The organism is Pseudomonas sp. FW306-02-D09B (assembly GCF_058782685.1).
Genome location: NZ_JBYSXY010000006.1, coordinates 73,597 through 91,704, shown reverse-complemented (window position 1 = coordinate 91,704; position 18,108 = coordinate 73,597). Strand labels below are relative to the sequence as shown.

The window sequence follows — 18,108 nt, the reverse complement described above, 5'->3', positions numbered from 1 at the left end:
TTTAAAACAGGGTCAGGCCGATCGCGCTGACGCTCCAATCTGCGCTTACACAGCAACAGTTTCGGGGAGATCAGGATGAAATTTTTGGTTGTTGGTGGCGCAGGCTATATCGGCTCGCATATGGTCAAGCAACTACTGCGTGCAGGTCACGAACCGGTGGTGGCAGACAACTTTTCAACAGGCCATCGCGGCGCATTGATGGGCGGGAGATTGGTCGAACTGGACATCGCCGACGCACAAGCCCTGGACGTCTTGTTTGCGGGACAGCACTTTGATGCCGTGTTCCACTTCGCCTCATTTACACAGGTGGGCGAATCCGTCACTGAACCTGCCAAGTATTACCAAAACAACCTGGCTGGAACCCTTACGCTGCTACAAGCCGTGGTTCGTGCCGGGGTTAAAAACTTCATTTTTTCCTCGAGCGCAGCCATCTATGGCGACCCGGTGTATGTACCTATCGACGAAGAGCATCCCAAGGCCGCGATCAACCCTTATGGTCGAAGCAAGTGGATGGTGGAGCAGATGCTTGAAGATTTCGACCGTGCATACGGACTCAAGTCGGTCTGCCTGCGCTACTTCAACGCCGCCGGAGCAGACCCTGAAGGACAGTTAGGTGAACGCCGTGAACCGGAAACCCACCTGCTGCCACTGATACTGCAAGCGGCCTCCGGTCGGCGCACAACCATCACCGTCTATGGCCGTGACTACGACACACCTGACGGCACTTGCATTCGCGACTACATCCACGTTGTCGACCTCGTTGCAGCTCATGCACTTGCCGTGAATTATTTACTGGCAGGTGGTGCAAGCACGGCTTTGAACCTCGGAAACGGTCAAGGTTTCTCAGTACAACAAGTCATAGACACTGCACGCGCCGTGACCGGCCAGGGTATCTCCGTGAGCGAAGCGCCACGCCGCGTCGGCGATCCGCCACGCCTTGTGGCCGATCCCCGCATGGCCAACACATTACTTGGCTGGCAACCGCAATTTGCCTCACTTGAACAGATAGTGGCGCACGCCTGGAGCTGGGAGCAGAAGTACCCTTGGCACTGAAAGTCGGCGCTGGCGCATAACGCCGAACACCTAAGGGTGACGCTCTAGTAGTAAGAGCGACTTGGGCGCTCGGCTTTGTTTAGTACCGTGCCAATCAGATTGGCTGTCCCAAGATGATAAAGGCTTTCCTCGATCTCTTTCTTGCTGTTCATGCCGTTGGCGACCACCAGCAGGACGCAGTCGAATTTAGGCAAGACGGTAATAGCATCGTCCGAACTCAACAACGGCGGCAAGTCGAAAATCACGATACGCGAGTCGTAGCGCTCGCGCAGATCAGTAATCAAATCGCTCACTGTAGGCGATGACAGCACCTCGGTGGAGAGAGGGATCGGCTCTCGCGTCGGCAGGACTACAAAGCGCGGCAAGGTCGGGTTGACCAGAACCTCTTGCAGTTCCGCTTCATTGTCCAGCAATTCATTGAGCGATTTCTCCATCGGCAAACCCAGGCAGGCACCCACCATCGGACGACGCAAGTCGAAATCCACCAGTAGCGCCGTCTTGGTGGTGTGATGGGCGATGCTCATTGCCAGGTTGATAGCCAATACAGTCTTGCCTGCCTCCGGAGTTGGCGAGGTGATAGCAAGCGTGCGCCAGCCATTTTCTTCCATGACTTTCAGAACTTGCGTACGCAGCAGATCGAAAGCCCCCCCCATATTCGAGTTTTTGTTGTACGCCACAATGCGATTGCGCTCGAGATGATCTGGCCGCAGCGGTACAACTTTGGTTTGCACATAACTCAGCGCATTCAGACCAGCAGAATGCCCGGTCACTGTCATGGCCTTTGGCATTGTCACGAGACTTGACGAAGGCTGTTGCTCGGAACTCTCGGTATCGGGCTTGATTATTTCCATGGCTATATTCCTTATGCAAACCGGCCCAGAGTTTTAAACATCAGAAGGTCCAGAGGCATGTAGAAGAAGTGCAGGAACACCAAAAAAAGCACGATTATCACGGCTCCACTGACGATCAATCGCGTTCGCCACTGCTTACGGTGTGCCAGTTCCGCTCTGGTGTATATGTAGGGAATCGCAACCAATATGCGTCTACCCAGCACACTGGCCAAGGCTTCAGCTCCGCGCACGCGCTGGTTCAGCATCTCAAGGACCATCACCAATGCGCCAGCGCCCAGCGGAGCGAGAACAAAGCCCATGGCAACCACTTTTTTACGGTTCGGCCGTATCGGCTTTTCAGGCATCAATGGCGATTCAAGAAGAACAAAACGCTCGGCTTTGTTTTCCTGCTCCAGGCTTTCGGAAATTTTCGCACTCATTTCCTTGGTGCGTATTTCCTCGTATTTCTTTTTAGCATTTTCATAGTCACGCATCAGTGTGACCAAGCCGCGCTCGACTTGCGGCGTCTCAAGAATTTGCGCCTCGTAGTCGGCTATTTTTTTGAGTATTTCCTGCTTTTGATCGGCCAGCGACTTGATACGTGTTTCTGCGGCAGCGATCCGGGCCTGAGCCTTGGCAAGGTCCAGATTGACTGGAGCCGCTGCACCACCAGCACCTTTGGTAGCCTCGAGTGCAGCAATTTTGCGTTTGACGGCACGCACATCGGGATGGGCTTCGGTATACAGCGACAGTAACCGGGTGTACTCCGCCTTCAGGCTACCCAGATCTTGCTGTTTATCAACCGCCGCGCCGGGCGATCCATGCTTGGTCGCTGCTGCGGAAAGCTCCAACTCATTGAAGCGCAACTCCTCACGGGCAGTTTTGTAGTCACGGTCGACCTCTTTAAGCTCGGTTTCGGCGCGTGACAACATATTCATGCGCAACTCCTGATGCTCGGGAAGCGCGTTGCTGTGCGCTTGCTTGAAGTCTGCCAAGCGGTTTTCCAGGGCTTCCAGTTCGACCCTGAGCTTGTCCGCCTCCTGCGTCAGAAACTCCGTTGTTTCACTGGCGCGCTCGGTGCGCTGCTTGATGTTTTCATCCAGAAACAGCGTCACCAGTTCGTTGGCCACTTTGTTGGCAATCTCTGGCTGCCGGTGCTCAAAGGCAAGACGGAAAGCAATTGTCACTTCTCCGCGCCCCTTAACGACAGCACTGACCAAGGAGACTGTAATCGCATTGCGCATTTCATCGATTTTCTCGGAAAGGCTCAACTGCCTGCTTTGCGAAGCAAAAAGATTGTACTTGTCGATGATCGCTTCCAGATGCTCACGGGTCATCACGCGCTGGCGAATGACTTCGATGCGCTCATCGGCAAAGGTATTGTTGTTCCCCGCCACCAGGTCTGGCGAAATCTGCTGAGACTCGACCAGAATAGTGCCAGATGACTCGTAGATGGGCGGGATAGAGATCGCGACCACTACGCTCAGGCCGAGTATTACCGCGAAACTCAGGATCAACAGCAAGGCATGGTGCTTGATGACAGCAATGTAGTCGTTGACCGACATTTCGTATTCAGAGGTCATATGTATCACCCAGCTGAATTTCAGAAGTTGGGGTGACTATAGGTCAAGGTCAACCCGACGACGTTTGCGGTGGCATCCGGCAAGCCATCTTGCTGGAGTTCTTTGTACATGAAGGATAGGCGCGCCACCCAAAAAGGCGAGAGTTCCCGGCTAAACCAGACACCGACATTGCGCAGGGTATTAGGCGCCAGCCCTTTGGTTTTTTGCCATGAGGTATCAAAACCGGTACGGCTGGTGTCGTCGAGGGCATAACTCCATGTACCGCTCAGGTTATCAACCTCGACAAAACCGCCGTCGCCGCTGGCGACAGTACTACGACTGGCGCCGATACTTGTATCAACACGCTCACCGGTATAGTGCAACGAAAAACCGCCTTGGCCACGGGGGCGGCTGTTCGAGCCAGAGACTTGATTGACACCTGCGTAAAGCGACCCCTTGAGCCGCTCGGAGATCTCAACGTTCAAGCCGACAGTGGGGGTGTAACTGTTTGAGGAAGGCACCGCAGATCCCTGCTGCGGCTCATAACGCTTCACGCCAAAACGCGTGAATAGCTCCACACGCTCGCTCCATGCGTAGTTCAAGCCTAGGCGGTTCGAAAGCTCGTCATAGTTGGTCAGTGTATTAATGTCGTAAGTGACATGTGTGTAGTCGGTTTCGTTAACCAAGGTAGTTCGCTCACTGAGAGCGGTACTCCAGTTGCCGCCGAACGAGGTTAGCTTTTGCGTACCATCGGTGGTGGCAATCACGCCGGTCGCTTGAACCGCAGTGGAGAGCGTTGAACTCTCAATATACTTCGCCGTGAGTCCAAAACCACCCGTCTCGGTCTCGCGCTGCCACCCTAACTGCACGTTGGGGTCTTCGCGGTCCGAAACGATGGACGTATCAGACGAACGCACCAGATTCATACCAAGACCGAACCGCCACTGATCCCGGTCTGAAGTACCGACAAGCGTGTAATCGGGGGCGATGATCGTACGAGTCACACCCTTCTTGTTTTCCGTAACAAGCACCGGGTTGCTGTTGTACTCGACAGTCGAAGGCAGAACGATAGCCGATTGCCAAGTGGCAGCATAGGCCACACCGGAGCACGGCAAGATCAAGATAGCCGTCGCAACTCCAGCCGTTCGCAGCACGGGCAAGATAATCCTTAGTGCATCGCGCAAGGCTAAGGCACGACCAGCGTATCGCCGGCCTGGAGTTGAATATTGGTGGACATGTCATCCCCGGACATCAAATCGCTGTAATGGACGGGCAGGATCTCTTGTTTAGCCCCATTGCGGCGCACGACCTTGATGCCAGCCTTGTCGGCGAATTTGTCGAGCCCGCCCGACATGCTCAATACTTGCAGCACTGCAGTTGGACCTGACATCTGCACGGTGCCGGGCTTCAGCACCTTACCCTGCACATAGACGAGATTGCCTGCGGTGCTCGTGATGACAACGCTCACGTTCGGATCGGGTATGAACTCCTTAAGCCTGGCAGCGACTTTCTTTGCGACGGCAGTGGCATCAAGCCCAGCAACATCGACTTGTCCTGCCAGCGGGAAGGTAATGCTGCCATCAGGAAGTACGTGCACCTCCTGTTTCAGCTTCTCTTCGCCCCAAACGGAAATCGAAATGACGTCACCTGGACTTAGCAGATAAGCCGCGGCTTTTTCGTCGGCACTGGTAATGCTGGGCCAGACCACCAGCGCGCAGAGCACAGGCAATAACAAACGCAACATAAGGATCCCTCCGACCAAGTAGCATGCACAGAGATTCACATAAAAACGGGGCGAAAACACTCCCTCTCCTTTGACGCCAAAGCAACGATCAAACAGCAATCGCCTCGAGCTTCCTGGCTACCAATTTCCGCCGAAACCAAACATCAGACTGAAGAACATCCCGGCAATCATCCCGACGTTTCCCGGTACTCGTTCTTGAGCGTAGACCACAATGGCGAGAACGCCGAAGCCTGGATGAAGCCGATCACCACCGACAATAGATGGACGAAGCCTTTACCGCCTTTGCCGCCCAAGGGCAGGTACGCGTGGTCGTGCTGGAACTTGACGGGCGTTGCATCAGCTATCGTCTAGGCTTGCTGGAACAGGGTCGGCTCTACGACTACAACCTGGCTCGTGCCGCAATATGCCGGTCTGGGCAGCGGCCGAGTGCTGCTTGATGAGTGGATTCGCTGGGGTCTGGACGAGGGCTGGCAGCACATCAAACCGAGGCTGCAACAGTGGCAAGCCAAACGTGCGGCAGCTGTCGCACGTTTGACCCGCTCCCCCGTCGTGACCGGCGTCGATAAAAAAATCGCGCCCACTGCACATCCCATGGAGGACGAACATGCCTCGCCAAGTCATAGTCAACGCTGACGATTTCGGTCTCAGCCTGAACGAAAACGCAGTCATCCTGCGGGCCTTCCAGGCCGGGGTGATCAGCTCCGCTACCGTCATGGCCAACATGCCCGCCTTCACCGCGGCCTGTGAGCTGGCGCAACAGCCACTGCTCAAGGGCCGCGTCGGCCTGCACTTCAACCTCACGTACGGTCGGCCCCTCAGCCGGGCGATTCTCGAGCTGCCAACCTTTTGCGACACGGCTGGCGAGTTCGACCTGAACCTGCCCCGCCACCGCCTGTGGCTCAGCCGCCAGCAACACGATGCCGTGCTGAAGGAGCTTGAAGCGCAATGGCAGCACTGCCTGGACAATGGCCTGCAGCCCAGCCATCTCGATTCCCACCAGCACGTTCACACTATCTGGCCGATCGGTGAGATCGTCGCGCGTTTTGCTGCCCGCCAAGGAGTCCCCGTTCGCCTGACGCGCAATCTGGGGCACAACCTCAGCCTGGCCAAACGAGTATTCAAGAGCTTGCTCAACCGGCGTTTACAGCGCCTCGCCGGTGCCACGGCGGACTACGTCTGTACCCCGGTGGACTTGCGCAACGCCAGGCCACCGGCAGACGGACTACTGGAAATCGTTGCCCATCCGACGATGCTCGGCAGCGACTTTGGCGACGCCTATCTGTATCAGGGTGAGTCCTTGAGCAAGTTGCTCGACAACCGCCTGCCGGGCATTCCACGGGTTTGCTATAACGTGCTGGCGCGCACACGACCCGCAGCGGCCACGACGACATTGGATTAGCACAACGATGACAGCACAATGCCCGGGACTGGTCACGGGCATTGTGCAAAAGGCAGATGGCTCAGGGTTTAAGCGGCCATTCCTGGTCAAGATCCGAAAGGCTTTTACCGTCGTCCGGATGCTTCCACGTCGGATCGGGTGGATTCTCTTCCGGGGTCGCTTCTTCTGGCTTTTCCTCTTCAAAATCTTCGTACTGTTCACGTTTCTTTTCGGTTGCCATAAGCCCTCCTCCTGAGGTTTGCGTTCAATTTCAGGATAGAACAAAGCCACTGCTTTGCTACCGACCAACCGTCTGTATTGCACTGTGTACAGCAACCTTGGCGATTTTCGCCTCTTCCAGCAGCCCCTGAATCACCTGCTCTTGTTCGGCGTAATCACCTTCTCCGAAATGGCTGTAGCGCAAGCCTGCCTCTGGCAGGCGCCAGCAAGCTCTGAATGTCTTTCTGCGAAGGCAGAACCTGACTCAGCGCTTGTTACCCTCCAGGCTGTTTGGTAGTCGTGAGATAGACTAAGCAGCGGGTATCGGAGGGCAGGAGTGACAGCTGTGGCGCGACTCTGATGGATTCGCTGATAACGGCCGCGGCGCGTGCGCTCGCTGCGGGTGATCCCCTCGGCGCACTGAACCGGGTGGCCTTGCGCGACGATGCGCCGGCACTCGCGTTACGCGGCATCGCCATGGCGCAGCTCGGCGAACTGGTTCGCGCGAAGGCTCTGTTGCGCAGTGCGGCACGTGCCTTCGGCCCGAAAGAGGCCTTGGCCCGTGCGCGGTGCGTGGTCGCCGAGGCCGAGATTGCGCTCGCTTCGCGCGACCTTGGCTGGCCTGCGAAAGCACTCGATGCAGCACGGACGACACTCGAAGAACACGGTGACCGGGTGAACGCCGCGCATGCCCGGTATCTCGAGATCCGGCGCTTGCTGCTGATCGGTCACCTCGACGAAGCCGAGCACAGGCTCGCCGAACTCGACCCCACGCCTTTACCGCCTGCATCGAGGGCCGTCCACGAATTGGTCGTGGCGGGGATCGCGATGCGCCGCCTCCAGGCGAAGACGGCACGGACAGCGCTCACTCGGGCCGAGCATGCCGCACGCCACGCCGGTATCCCTGCACTGACAGCCGAGGTCGACAGCGCACGCCTGCTCCTCGATACGCCTGCGGCGCGCCTGATTACTGGTGGTGAGGAACGGCTTCTGCTGCTTGAGGACGTTGAAGCGCTACTGGCGTCAAAGGCGCTTGTCGTGGACGCCTGCCGTCATCTCGTGTGTGACGCACGCGCGCAAGTCTCGCTCGCAAGGCGTCCGGTGTTGTTCGCGCTCGCCCGGGCGCTGGGCGAAGCGTGGCCCGCCGACGTACCGAGGGAAACGCTTATCGCCCGAGCCTTCCGATTGAAGCTTGACGATGAGTCGCATCGCGCGCGATTGCGCGTCGAGGTCGGGCGACTTCGCGCGGCGCTGCGGACAGTGGCAGGCGTGACCGCAACAAAGCGCGGGTTTGCACTGGTGCCGCGCAGCGCACCGGAAGTCGTCGTGCTGGCGCGCCCCGTCGAAGAGAAGCAGGCGGCAGTGCTCGCCTTTCTCGCCGACGGTGAGTCGTGGTCGAGTTCGGCCCTGGCGCTGGCGCTTGGCGCCAGCCAGCGCACCGTGCAGCGGGCACTCGACTCGCTGGCGGCGGCCGGCAAGGTCCAGTGGTTTGGTCGCGGGCGAGCGCGTCGCTGGATGACGCCGTCAGTGCCGGGTTTCGCGACGTCATTGTTACTCCCTGCTCCACTTCCAAGTGACTAGGATCACTCCACGACCAAACCACCAGGGTGGAAGACATGAAACACTCAGCAGCCGAAATTATCCGCGAATATGGACCCTTTCCGGGTGTCGACCATGTGCATGGGGTCACCTATGACGGCCAGCAGGTCTGGTTCGCTTGCGGAGACAAACTGAACGCCCTTGATCCGGCGAGCGGGAATACCCTGCGCTCGATCGATGTCGCCGCGCATGCCGGCACGGCCTTCGACGGTCAGCATCTGTTTCAGATCGCCGAGGATCGCATCCAGAAGATCGACCCGAAAACCGGTCGCGTGCTCGCCACGATTCCCGCACCTGGTGGCAGCGACTCAGGGCTCACATGGGCCGAAGGTACGCTCTGGGTGGGCGAGTATCGGGACCGGAAAATTCATCAGATCGATCCCCAGACCGGGGCGATTCTGCGCACCATCGAGTCCAACCGATTCGTCACTGGCGTCACCTGGGTCGATGGAGAACTCTGGCACGGCACCTGGGAAGGTGACGAGAGTGAATTGAGGCAAGTTGACCCGCGAACGGGAGAGGTTCTGGAGAGCCTCAAAATGCCGTCTGGAGTCGGCGTATCGGGGCTCGAGTCGGATGGCGCCGACCAGTTCTTCTGTGGAGGCGGAAACAGCGGCAAGGTAAGAGTGGTTCGCCGACCTGAATGAGACGCTGCGATCGACAGCAGACGGCGCCGCTGCAAATCAGTAACTATGCTTGGTTGTGTTGTCGGGCCCTGATAATACATCGCGGAAGGAGGCGTTTGAGATGCAACTCATCACGTTGAAAATCGATAAGCCGGAAGCGACGAACTTCATTTTTGGGCAGACGCACTTCATCAAGTCCGTCGAGGACATTCATGAAGCATTAGTCGGTAGCGTTCCAGGCATCACGTTTGGCCTGGCCTTTTGTGAAGCCTCCGGCAAATGCCTGGTGCGCTGGTCCGGCACCGACAGCGCCATGATCGAACTGGCCCAAAAAAACGCAAAAGCCATCGCCGCCGGCCATAGCTTCATCATTTTCCTCGGCGATGGTTTCTATCCGCTCAACGTGTTGAACACCCTCAAAATGGTTCCTGAGGTGTGCCATATCTTTTGTGCGACAGCCAACCCAACGGAAGTCATTCTCGCTGAAACCGAACAAGGCCGAGCGATCCTCGGTGTAGTGGATGGTTTTTGCGCCAAGGACATTGAAGGCGACGAAGATATCCTTTGGCGCAAAAACCTGTTGCGACAGATCGGCTACAAGCTCTGAGCTGAAGCGCCGACAATGTGTGGCGCCGTGACCGCGCTGCAAGCGAAACACGTCCATGCAGGGTGCAGCCACGGTCACTCAGCGCCTCAACGAATCAGCATCGCTGCGGCAGCCGCCACCATGATCGCCGCCGCACCGCGGAACAGCCGCTGTTGTGCTCGCAGGCTCGACAGCAGGTGCCGGATACGCACCGCGCCAACAATGAACAGCGCACCAACGCCCAGCAGAACCAGAATGGTCAGTGGCACCAGCATCAGCCCCCAGGTCTGCAACGAGACCGTCTCAAGGTTGATCACCAGCGGCAACAACGCGAGGTAGAAGGCAATGGTTTTCGGGTTGCCCAGGGTAATGGTCAGGCCGGATATCGCCGCTGACAGCAGCTCCTTCTTCTTCACCGGCTTGCCGACTTCAATCGCCTGATGGTTGGCGAACCAGAACTGCCAAGCCAGATAGCACAGGTACAGTGCCGCCGCCCAGCGTACCAGCTGGAACAATGCATTGAAGTGCTCGGCAATCATCGCCAGGCCAAAGACGGCAAATGACAGGTAGGTCAGATCGCCGAGGATCAGCCCAAACAACAGACAAAATCCCGATAACGCGCCACCGCTGACGCTCCGCGCCACCAGCGCCGCCATGCCGGGGCCGGGAATGGCGGCAGCGATACCCAGCGCTGCCGAATAGGTAAGTACTTGCGTCAAATCGAGCATGTCGTGCTCCTCAGGTAATTTATTATTGTCTTGCTCGACGCTTTCCGCTTCCGGCAAGCAAGGTTATCTATGGCACTGCCGGATAAAACAGACTATCTACCCAAGTAAAAAATTCGAATACGCCTTGACATAACGGAGTATGTTTTTAATACGCCGCAAGCCGAATATCATTCAACTCCCCGCTGCAGTTACCACCCTTCTCAAACACTGCATGTTATTGATGAACTGTACGTGCCAACTCCAGAATCTCAGGCTGAACAAAACGTACACTACAACCGTCTTGTCATTTGAACAGCGAAAGATTACCGGTCAACTTGCTGATTTTTTTCTTCGGCCCGATCAAGCCGATGGCAACCAACTCTATGGCTGAACTGTCGGCCTCGGAGATACGCGCCTCATACTCCTGATACGTCTTGCAGGATTGCGCCAGGGCGCTGAATGGCATGATGTGAAATTCATCATCCGCCAGCGCTTTCTCTTGAAGTTCCTGCAAATACTCATTGGTGGACAGCAGAATCGGCAACGGTGCGTAGATGACGCCGGGGTAATTAACATTGTCACGGCTTTGCATGTCAGGTCCGACCAGACCTTCTACCGAGCGCCCCAGGCTGACGCCGATAACGCTGACGGCATTGGCCGCATGTCCCAGCCCCAGTGCTTTGTCGACGACAATCACGCATTTGTGAACGGCAGCATCAAAATTCATTCAATCCTCCACGACGGTCAATAAACCTTCAGTTCTTCAAGTTTTGTCACACCGAAGTCAGCCCAACCATCGAGCAACCCGACTAACTTCGTAGTGTCACTGCCACTATCAATAGCCACTACCTGCCAAGATGAAGAATCCTTTATCACCCTGCAATCGCGTCCTTCGGAAAAGGAATCGGCCAATTGTGGTTTATGTATTCAACGACGCGTCCGGCATCGGTTTGTGCATAGAGGCTAAAGCGTGGCAACTTCAACGTTAGAAGTTGAAAAAATCTTATCCCCTTTAGCCGGGGAAAAAATTTCTATTTTAATTGCCCGGCCGATGCGTTCTGGTAGGATCTACCTCTTTATCACAGGGACGCGGAATTTATGACCGATCAGACGCTAAATCTGACAGATGTCAAAATCCTTACAGCCTTGCAACAGGACGGCAGGATCACCAACCAGACCTTGGCCGACCAGATCGGCATGTCTGCCTCGCCCTGCTGGCGCAGGGTCCGGCAGCTGGAAGAACATCGCTTTATTCAGGGTTACAGGGCGGTGCTGGACCGACGCAGGATCGGGCTGGGAGTGATGGTGTTCATCCGGGTCAGCATCGACCATCACAGCGCAGCCGAGGCCCGGAAGTTCGAGCAGGAAGTGATGCAGCTGGAGGATGTGGTGGCGTGCTACAGCATCGGTGGTGACGCTGACTTCCTGTTGCAGGTAGTGGCACGCGATCTCGACTCGTTTGCCGACTTCGCGATGTCGGTCATCCGACAGTTGCCCGGCATCAAGGAGATGCAGAGCATGTTCGTGCTCAAGGAGATCAAGCCGTTCGTGTCGTTCCCGGTCAAGCGCTCCCTAGAAGCCTGAGCAAACCTCCACCAAGGTAGAGGCCTGCCTTGTGTTTCCGGAATGCAATCTGTAGCAGCTGCCGAAGGCTGCGTTCGGCTGCGCAGCAGTCGTAAAATCAGCAATTGCGGTGTGTCAGGTACACCACGGCAGCCGGACTCACGACTGCTGCGCAGCCGAACGCAGCCTTCGGCAGCTGCTACAAAGAATGCGTCGCGGGTGAAATTGCTTAAGTGAACAGCATTACTTCGCTTTCCCGGATCAGTTTCTTATTAATCTTCCCGATACTGGTTTTAGGAATTTCGGCGACGAATTTGAACTGCTTGGGGATCGCCCATTTGTTGATGCGACCACGCTCGACAAACCCTTGCAGATGCACCTCCAGGATCTTGCGGTCGAGATATTGCCCAGGCGCGCACACCACCAGCGCCATCGGTCGTTCACCCCATTGCTCATCGGCAATGCCCACGACCGCGACCGACATGACGGCCGAGTGTTCGCTGATCAGGCTCTCCAGCTCCAGAGAGCTGATCCACTCCCCTCCCGTCTTGATGACGTCCTTGATTCGATCCTTGATTTCCACCCCGCCCAAGGCGTCGATAGAAGCGATGTCACCGGTGTGCATCCAACCGTCGCGCCACAACTCGGCGCCCTTTTCGGGCGCCTTCCAATAACCTTGAGTCAGCCAGGGCGCACGGACCACGATCTCGCCCAGGGACTCGCCGTCGTGAGGCACATCATTGCCGCCGGCATCGACGATTTTAAGATCGACCATCGGCACAGGCGTCCCAGTCTTGATACGAATGGCCAACTGGGTTTGGGTGGGTAGTTCCAGTTCTTCATCGCGCAGGTACGTCGTACAAAGCAGCGGGCAGGTTTCCGACATGCCGTAGCCACTGTGTACGCGAATGCCTCTGGCGCTCGCTTCGCTGGCAATGCCCAGCGTCAGGGCGCTGCCGCCCAGGAGCATTTTCCAGCCATCGAAACGGGTCTGTACCGCTTCCTCGCAGCCCAGGATCATTTGCAACAGGGTCGGTACACAATGGGAAAACGTAACGCTCTCTTCGCGGTACAGCCTGACCAGGCGGTTGGGCTCATAACGACCGGGGTACACCTGCTTGAGACCCATCAGGGTGGCAACATAGGGCACACCCCAGGCATGCACGTGAAACATCGGGGTGATGGGCATGTAGACATCATCGGAACGCAGCAGCGGCAGACCTTGATAGACACCCAGCGTGCCCACGGCATTCAAGGTGTGCAGCACCAACTGGCGATGAGTGAAATACACGCCTTTAGGGTCACCGGTGGTGCCCGTGGTGTAGAACAGGGTCGCCACCGAGTTTTCATCGAAGTCAGGGAATTGGTACTGGTCTGCCGCTTGAGACAACAGCTGCTCATACTCCCCCAGCACGGGTAGAGACGTGTCGGTTGCCGTGTCGTCGGTCAGCTGGAGGTAGCCTTTGACGGTACTGAGCTGTCCTTGAATCTGCTCGACCAGGGGCAGGAAATCATCATGCACCAGCACCAGATCATCCTCGGCGTGGTTCATGGTGAAGAGCACCTGATCCGCAGAAAGACGAATATTCACGGTGTGCAGCACCGCGCCGATCATCGGCACGGCAAAGAAACATTCCAGGTAGCGATGGCTGTCCCAATCGAGCAAGGCCACCGTATCCCCGGCCTTGACGCCGGCAGCGGTCAAGGCGTTGGCCAACCTGCGGATCCGTTGGTTGAGGGTCTGGTAGCTGTAGCGCAGTTTATCGGCGTATACGATTTCCCGACCCGGTTCGTAGCGCACGCCGGACAGCAACAATTGCTTGATCAGCAACGGATAGGCATAGGCGCCGTCGGCGGGCGGAATTATTTTTGTCGCCATCATGGTTGGGGTTCCTTGTCCTTTCGATCAGAACTGCACGGCGTCCAGTTCGTAGAGGCATTCACTGCCGGCCTTGACCGCAGCGCTCAACGAGTGGATGCGTGGCAGCAGACGGGCAAAGTAGAAACGTGCAGTGCCGAGCTTGCTGGCGTAGAAATCATCCTCGGCCTGTTTGCCCGTGGCCGCCTTGGCCATCAGGGCCCACATGTAGGCATAGGCGGTGTAGCCAAACACCTGCAGGTACTCGACCGAGGCGGCACCGATTTCGTTCGGGTTGTTCGGTGCCCGATCCAGCAGCCACGCAGTCAACTCGTCGAGAGTGTCCACGGCGGCGCTCAACGGCTTGCAGAACTCGCCGAGGTCAGTGCTGGCGTTGGCGATGAAGTGGCGAATTTCGGCGGCGAACAAACGGTAAAGCGCCCCGCCGCTGCCAACGATCTTGCGCCCGGCGAGGTCCAGTGACTGGATGCCGTTGGTGCCTTCGTAGATCTGGGTAATCCGCACATCGCGAACCAATTGCTCCTGCCCCCACTCGCGGATATAGCCGTGACCACCGAAGATCTGCTGGCCATGCACCGTGGTTTCCAGCCCCATGTCGGTGAGAAACGCCTTGGCCACCGGGGTCAGCAACGACACCAGTTCCTGGGCACGGGTGCGGGTTGGTACATCGTCGCTGTACTTGGCGGTATCCAGTTGCAGGGCCACGTAGCTGGAAAACGCCCGCCCGCCTTCGTTCAAGGCCTTCATGGTCAACAGCATGCGCCGTACATCCGGGTGCACGATGATCGGATCGGCTGTTTTGTCGGTGGCCTGCGGGCCGGTCGGCGCACGACTCTGGATGCGTTCGCGGGCGTATTCGACTGCGTTCTGGTACGAACGCTCACCCAGCGCCAACCCCTGGATACCCACGCCCAGACGTTCGTAATTCATCATGGTGAACATCGCGGCCAGGCCTTTGTTCGGCGCATCGACGATCCAGCCGGTCGCGCCGTCAAAGTTCATCACGCAGGTGGCGGATGCCTTGATGCCCATCTTGTGTTCGATTGAACCGCAGGACAGCGCGTTGTGCTCGCCCAGCGAGCCATCGGCATTGACCAGTACCTTGGGCACCAGAAACAGCGAAATACCTTTAGGGCCGGCGGGCGCATCCGGCAGTCTGGCCAGCACCAGGTGAATGATGTTTTCGCTCAGGTCGTGTTCGCCGCCGGTAATGAAAATCTTGCTGCCGCTGACCTTGAAACTGCCGTCGGCCTGAGGTTCGGCCCGGGTGCGAATCAAGCCAAGATCGGTGCCCGCATGGGCCTCGGTCAGGCACATCGAACCGGTCCAGGTGCCGGCGTACATGTTCGGCAGATAGCGTTCCTTGAGTTCCCGACTGGCGTGGGCATTGATCGACAGGCACGCCCCGGCGGTCAGCATCGGGTACAGGCCAAACGACAGACTGGCGCAATTGACCATCTCCTCGACCTGGGCCGAAATGGCCTTGGGCATGCCCATGCCACCGAATTGCGGGTCGCCGCCGACACCCACCCAACCGCCTTCGGCGAATGCCTGGTACGCCGCGACAAAACCGTCCGGGGCAGTCACCGTGCCGTTGTTCCAGGTGCAGCCTTGTTCGTCACTGCTGCGGTTCAGCGGTGCGATCACTTCGGCGCTGATCTTGCCGGCCTCTTCAAGGATCGCGGCGGCCGTCTCTTCATCGATCACCTCGGCCAGGCCGGGCAGTCGGGCCCATAGCCTGGACACCTCGAAGACCTCGTTGAGGACGAAATGCATGTCGCGCAAGGGGGCTTTGTAATCAGACATCGTTGGCTTACTCCGCAATAGTCCGGGCGTGACACATGCCCGAAGGTTGGGTTGGCGCGGTTGCATCGGCGTGCCCCTGAGGGGCCTCCGGAACAGGGCGACGATCAAGCGACGCCCCCCGCAGCAGGAAATACGACAGGGCAGGAATCAGAATCAGCGCGCCGAGCATGTTCCACAGGAACATGAAGGTCAGCAGGATGCCCATGTCCGCCTGGAACTTGATCGGCGACCAGGCCCAGCACACCACGCCGGCCGCCAGGGTGATGCCCACCAGGCCCACCACCCGGCCGGTAAACGACACGGCGTTGCGGTAGGCCTGGGCCAGCGGCAAGCCCTGACGCTGGTAATGCAACTGCACACTGAGCAGGTACAACGCGTAGTCGACACCGATCCCGACGCCCAATGCGATCACCGGCAGGGTCGCGACCTTCACGCCAATGCCCATGACCACCATCAACGCCTCGCAGAGGATCGAGGTCAGCACCAGCGGCAGCAGCGCAACCAACGTCGCGCGCCAACTGCGGAAGGTCATCAGGCAGAACAGCGTCACCGCCGCATAGACATAAAGCAGCATGGTGCGATTGGCCTCGCGGACCACGATGTTGGTCGCGGCCTCAATACCCGAGGTCCCGGCCGCCAGCAGGAACTGGCGGTCATCGCTGCTGTTTTCGCGGGCAAAGGTCTCGGCGATCCCGACCACGGCATCCAGGGTCTCGGCCTTGTGGTCCTTGAGAAAGGCAATCACCGGCATCAGCGAGCAGTCGGTATTGAACAACTCTGGAGAGTTGACCGAGGCTTGCTGCGCGGCATAGTTCAAGACGTCCTGGTTGCGCTGGATACTGTTGAGTTTGGGGTTGCCCTCATAGGTCCCGGCCGTGATCTGGCGCACGGCATTGACCAGCGAGGACGTCGCCTGCACGCCCGGATACTGCTGCAGCTCCCAGGCCAGACGGTCGGCGAGAACCAGTGTCTTATAGTTCAGGCAGCCTTCCGCAGGCGTCTTGATCATCACCGCGAACAGGTCGCTGGATAACGCGTAGTGTCGGGTGATGTAGGCGTTGTCACGGTTATAACGCGAGTCGGCACGCAACTCCGGTGCGCCACTTTCCAGGTCGCCGATCTTCAGGTGCTGGCTGATGACGAAGCCGCCGATGCCCATCAGCAGTGCGATCAGTACGGCGCCCGTGGCCCACTTGGCCGTGGTGAAACGGTCGAGCCAGTCCCACAGCTTGCCAAAGCCCTTGTGTCCGTCCGCCCGGGTGTCGATGTTCAAGGCGCGCTCGGCAGCCTTGGCGCCGACGCCGACATAGGAAAGCGCCACGGGCATCAGCAACAACGAGGTAAAGATCAGCACCGCGACACCGATGCTGGCGGTGATGGCCAGGTCCTTGATCACCGGTATGTCGATCAGCATCAGCACGGCGAAACCCACGGCGTCGGCCAGCAGCGCGGTGACGCCGGCGATGAACAGACGGCGAAAGGTGTAGCGCGCAGCGATCAGTTTGTGGGTGCCCCGGGCGATGTCCTGCATGATCCCGTTCATCTTCTGCGCCGCGTGGGACACACCGATGGCGAAGACCAAAAAAGGCACCAGCACCGAGTACGGGTCGATGGCATAACCCAGCCAGGCAACGATGCCCAGTTGCCAGATCACTGCGACCAGCGAACAGCCGACCACCAGCAAAGTGCTGCGAACGCAGCGGGTGTAGAGGAAAATAATCACCAGCGAGGTGATCACGGCCAGGCCGAAAAACATCATCACCTGAATCAGGCCGTCGATCAGGTCGCCCATCAGTTTGGCGAAACCGATCACCCGGACCTTGTACTGGCCCTTGCCCTCCTCCCCGGCTTTGCGCGCGGCACTGTCGCCGGCGAACTCGATCCTGTCGCGCAACTGCGCTTCAAGCATCTGCGAGAACCCGTGGTAGTTGATGCTCTGACCGCCGGCCGCGGCCTTGTCCAGCAACGGGACGATCAGCATGCTCGACTTGAAGTCACTGGCCACCAGGTTGCCGACGAGTCCGGCGCGGGAAATGTTCTGGCGCAACTGTTCTATTTGCTCAGGCTTGCCCTCATAGGTATCGGGCATCACCGGGCCTCCCTGGAAGCCTTGTTCGGTGACTTCGGTCCAGCGCACCGCCGGGCTCCACAACGACTTCATCCAGGCGCGATCAACGCCTTCGGTGAGAAACAGCTGATCGTTGACCTGTTTGAGCACGTCCAGGTAAGCGGGGTCGAAGATATCGCCCCGGGTATTCTCGACCACCACGCGCACCGAGTTACCCAAACCGCGCAGTGACTGACGGTTCTCCAGGAAATTCTGGATATACGGCTGGCTCTGCGGAATCATTTTCTCGAAGCTGGGGCGCAGTTCCAGGCGCGTTGCTGCCATGTAGCCCAGCACCACAGTGGCCAGCGCCATCAGCAGCATGAACAGCGGGCGATAGTTGAACACCATCCGCTCCAGCCGGTTACCGGAGTGGTGGTCGAAGTCACGCACGTCGCGGATCACCGGCATGGTGTCTTGTTTGATATTGCCCATGACTGGGTTCTCGC

16 protein-coding genes and 2 pseudogenes are annotated in these 18,108 nt (G+C 58.2%); 7 read left to right on the top strand and 11 right to left on the bottom strand.

The genetic code is table 11. The features are described from left to right. Positions 1–75: 75 nt before the first annotated feature. Positions 76–1,053, top strand: coding sequence for a UDP-glucose 4-epimerase GalE (gene galE / locus AC3WK5_RS12365; protein WP_103315152.1), 978 nt, complete (start codon positions 76–78; stop codon positions 1,051–1,053). Positions 1,054–1,097: 44 nt separating this feature from the next. Here the strand turns inward: galE and AC3WK5_RS12360 are convergent, their stop codons facing one another. The 5 genes and pseudogenes from AC3WK5_RS12360 to AC3WK5_RS12340 form a co-directional block, all read right to left on the bottom strand. Beyond that, complete coding sequence (locus tag AC3WK5_RS12360) at positions 1,098–1,841, bottom strand: CpsD/CapB family tyrosine-protein kinase (RefSeq protein ID WP_256585129.1); 744 nt, start codon at positions 1,839–1,841, stop codon at positions 1,098–1,100. Between the two features lie 74 nt (positions 1,842–1,915). After that, positions 1,916–3,466 (bottom strand): GumC family protein, encoded by a 1,551-nt coding sequence (locus AC3WK5_RS12355; protein WP_103315150.1) that lies wholly within the window; start codon positions 3,464–3,466, stop codon positions 1,916–1,918. Positions 3,467–3,486: 20 nt separating this feature from the next. Then, positions 3,487–4,605 carry a hypothetical protein gene (locus AC3WK5_RS12350; RefSeq protein ID WP_103315149.1) on the bottom strand — a complete coding sequence of 373 codons (1,119 nt, stop codon included), beginning with the start codon at positions 4,603–4,605 and terminating at the stop codon, positions 3,487–3,489. A 26-nt stretch (positions 4,606–4,631) separates the two neighbouring features. Further along, positions 4,632–5,189, bottom strand: coding sequence for a polysaccharide biosynthesis/export family protein (locus AC3WK5_RS12345; protein ID WP_054598290.1), 558 nt, complete (start codon positions 5,187–5,189; stop codon positions 4,632–4,634). Between the two features lie 126 nt (positions 5,190–5,315). Further along, positions 5,316–5,449 (bottom strand): annotated as a pseudogene (locus AC3WK5_RS12340) (MFS transporter); the annotation flags it as partial. On the opposite strand from AC3WK5_RS12340, the pseudogene AC3WK5_RS12335 reads away from it, so the two are divergent. Continuing rightward, positions 5,450–5,822 (top strand): annotated as a pseudogene (locus AC3WK5_RS12335) (GNAT family N-acetyltransferase); the annotation flags it as partial. It abuts the pseudogene before it with no gap. After that, positions 5,794–6,588: a carbohydrate deacetylase gene (locus AC3WK5_RS12330; protein WP_103315148.1), complete on the top strand. Its 795-nt coding sequence runs from the start codon at positions 5,794–5,796 to the stop codon at positions 6,586–6,588. The pseudogene AC3WK5_RS12335 and the gene AC3WK5_RS12330, both read left to right, overlap by 29 nt. Before the next feature lie 61 nt (positions 6,589–6,649). Here AC3WK5_RS12330 and AC3WK5_RS12325 read toward each other — a convergent pair whose 3' ends face one another. Then, positions 6,650–6,808, bottom strand: a complete 159-nt coding sequence (locus tag AC3WK5_RS12325; protein ID WP_177474855.1) for a hypothetical protein — start codon at positions 6,806–6,808, stop codon at positions 6,650–6,652. A 338-nt stretch (positions 6,809–7,146) separates the two neighbouring features. On the opposite strand from AC3WK5_RS12325, the gene AC3WK5_RS12320 reads away from it, so the two are divergent. The 3 genes from AC3WK5_RS12320 to AC3WK5_RS12310 all read left to right on the top strand — a co-directional run bounded on the left by AC3WK5_RS12320 (position 7,147) and on the right by AC3WK5_RS12310 (position 9,618). Beyond that, positions 7,147–8,367, top strand: coding sequence for a helix-turn-helix domain-containing protein (locus tag AC3WK5_RS12320; protein ID WP_103315147.1), 1,221 nt, complete (start codon positions 7,147–7,149; stop codon positions 8,365–8,367). A gap of 35 nt (positions 8,368–8,402) precedes the next feature. After that, positions 8,403–9,032, top strand: a complete 630-nt coding sequence (locus tag AC3WK5_RS12315) for a Vgb family protein (protein WP_103315146.1) — start codon at positions 8,403–8,405, stop codon at positions 9,030–9,032. A gap of 100 nt (positions 9,033–9,132) precedes the next feature. Next, a complete protein-coding gene (locus AC3WK5_RS12310; protein ID WP_103315145.1) occupies positions 9,133–9,618 on the top strand; it encodes an adenosine-specific kinase in 486 nt (161 codons plus the stop codon). A gap of 86 nt (positions 9,619–9,704) precedes the next feature. Here AC3WK5_RS12310 and AC3WK5_RS12305 read toward each other — a convergent pair whose 3' ends face one another. Both AC3WK5_RS12305 and AC3WK5_RS12300 read right to left on the bottom strand, forming a co-directional pair. Further along, a complete protein-coding gene (locus tag AC3WK5_RS12305; RefSeq protein WP_054596689.1) occupies positions 9,705–10,325 on the bottom strand; it encodes a LysE family translocator in 621 nt (206 codons plus the stop codon). 283 nt (positions 10,326–10,608) lie between these two features. After that, positions 10,609–11,031: a DUF2000 domain-containing protein gene (locus AC3WK5_RS12300; RefSeq protein ID WP_103315144.1), complete on the bottom strand. Its 423-nt coding sequence runs from the start codon at positions 11,029–11,031 to the stop codon at positions 10,609–10,611. Positions 11,032–11,402: 371 nt separating this feature from the next. Here AC3WK5_RS12300 and AC3WK5_RS12295 point away from each other — a divergent pair, with 371 nt between their 5' ends. Next, complete coding sequence (locus AC3WK5_RS12295; protein ID WP_103315143.1) at positions 11,403–11,888, top strand: Lrp/AsnC family transcriptional regulator; 486 nt, start codon at positions 11,403–11,405, stop codon at positions 11,886–11,888. Between the two features lie 208 nt (positions 11,889–12,096). Here AC3WK5_RS12295 and AC3WK5_RS12290 read toward each other — a convergent pair whose 3' ends face one another. From AC3WK5_RS12290 to AC3WK5_RS12280, 3 genes are read right to left on the bottom strand one after another with little or no spacing between them, the layout of a single operon-like run. Further along, complete coding sequence (locus tag AC3WK5_RS12290; RefSeq protein ID WP_103315142.1) at positions 12,097–13,749, bottom strand: fatty acid--CoA ligase; 1,653 nt, start codon at positions 13,747–13,749, stop codon at positions 12,097–12,099. Positions 13,750–13,773: 24 nt separating this feature from the next. Then, positions 13,774–15,552 (bottom strand): acyl-CoA dehydrogenase C-terminal domain-containing protein, encoded by a 1,779-nt coding sequence (locus tag AC3WK5_RS12285; RefSeq protein ID WP_103315141.1) that lies wholly within the window; start codon positions 15,550–15,552, stop codon positions 13,774–13,776. A 7-nt stretch (positions 15,553–15,559) separates the two neighbouring features. Next, positions 15,560–18,094 (bottom strand): efflux RND transporter permease subunit, encoded by a 2,535-nt coding sequence (locus tag AC3WK5_RS12280; protein ID WP_103315140.1) that lies wholly within the window; start codon positions 18,092–18,094, stop codon positions 15,560–15,562. Positions 18,095–18,108: the final 14 nt, after the last annotated feature.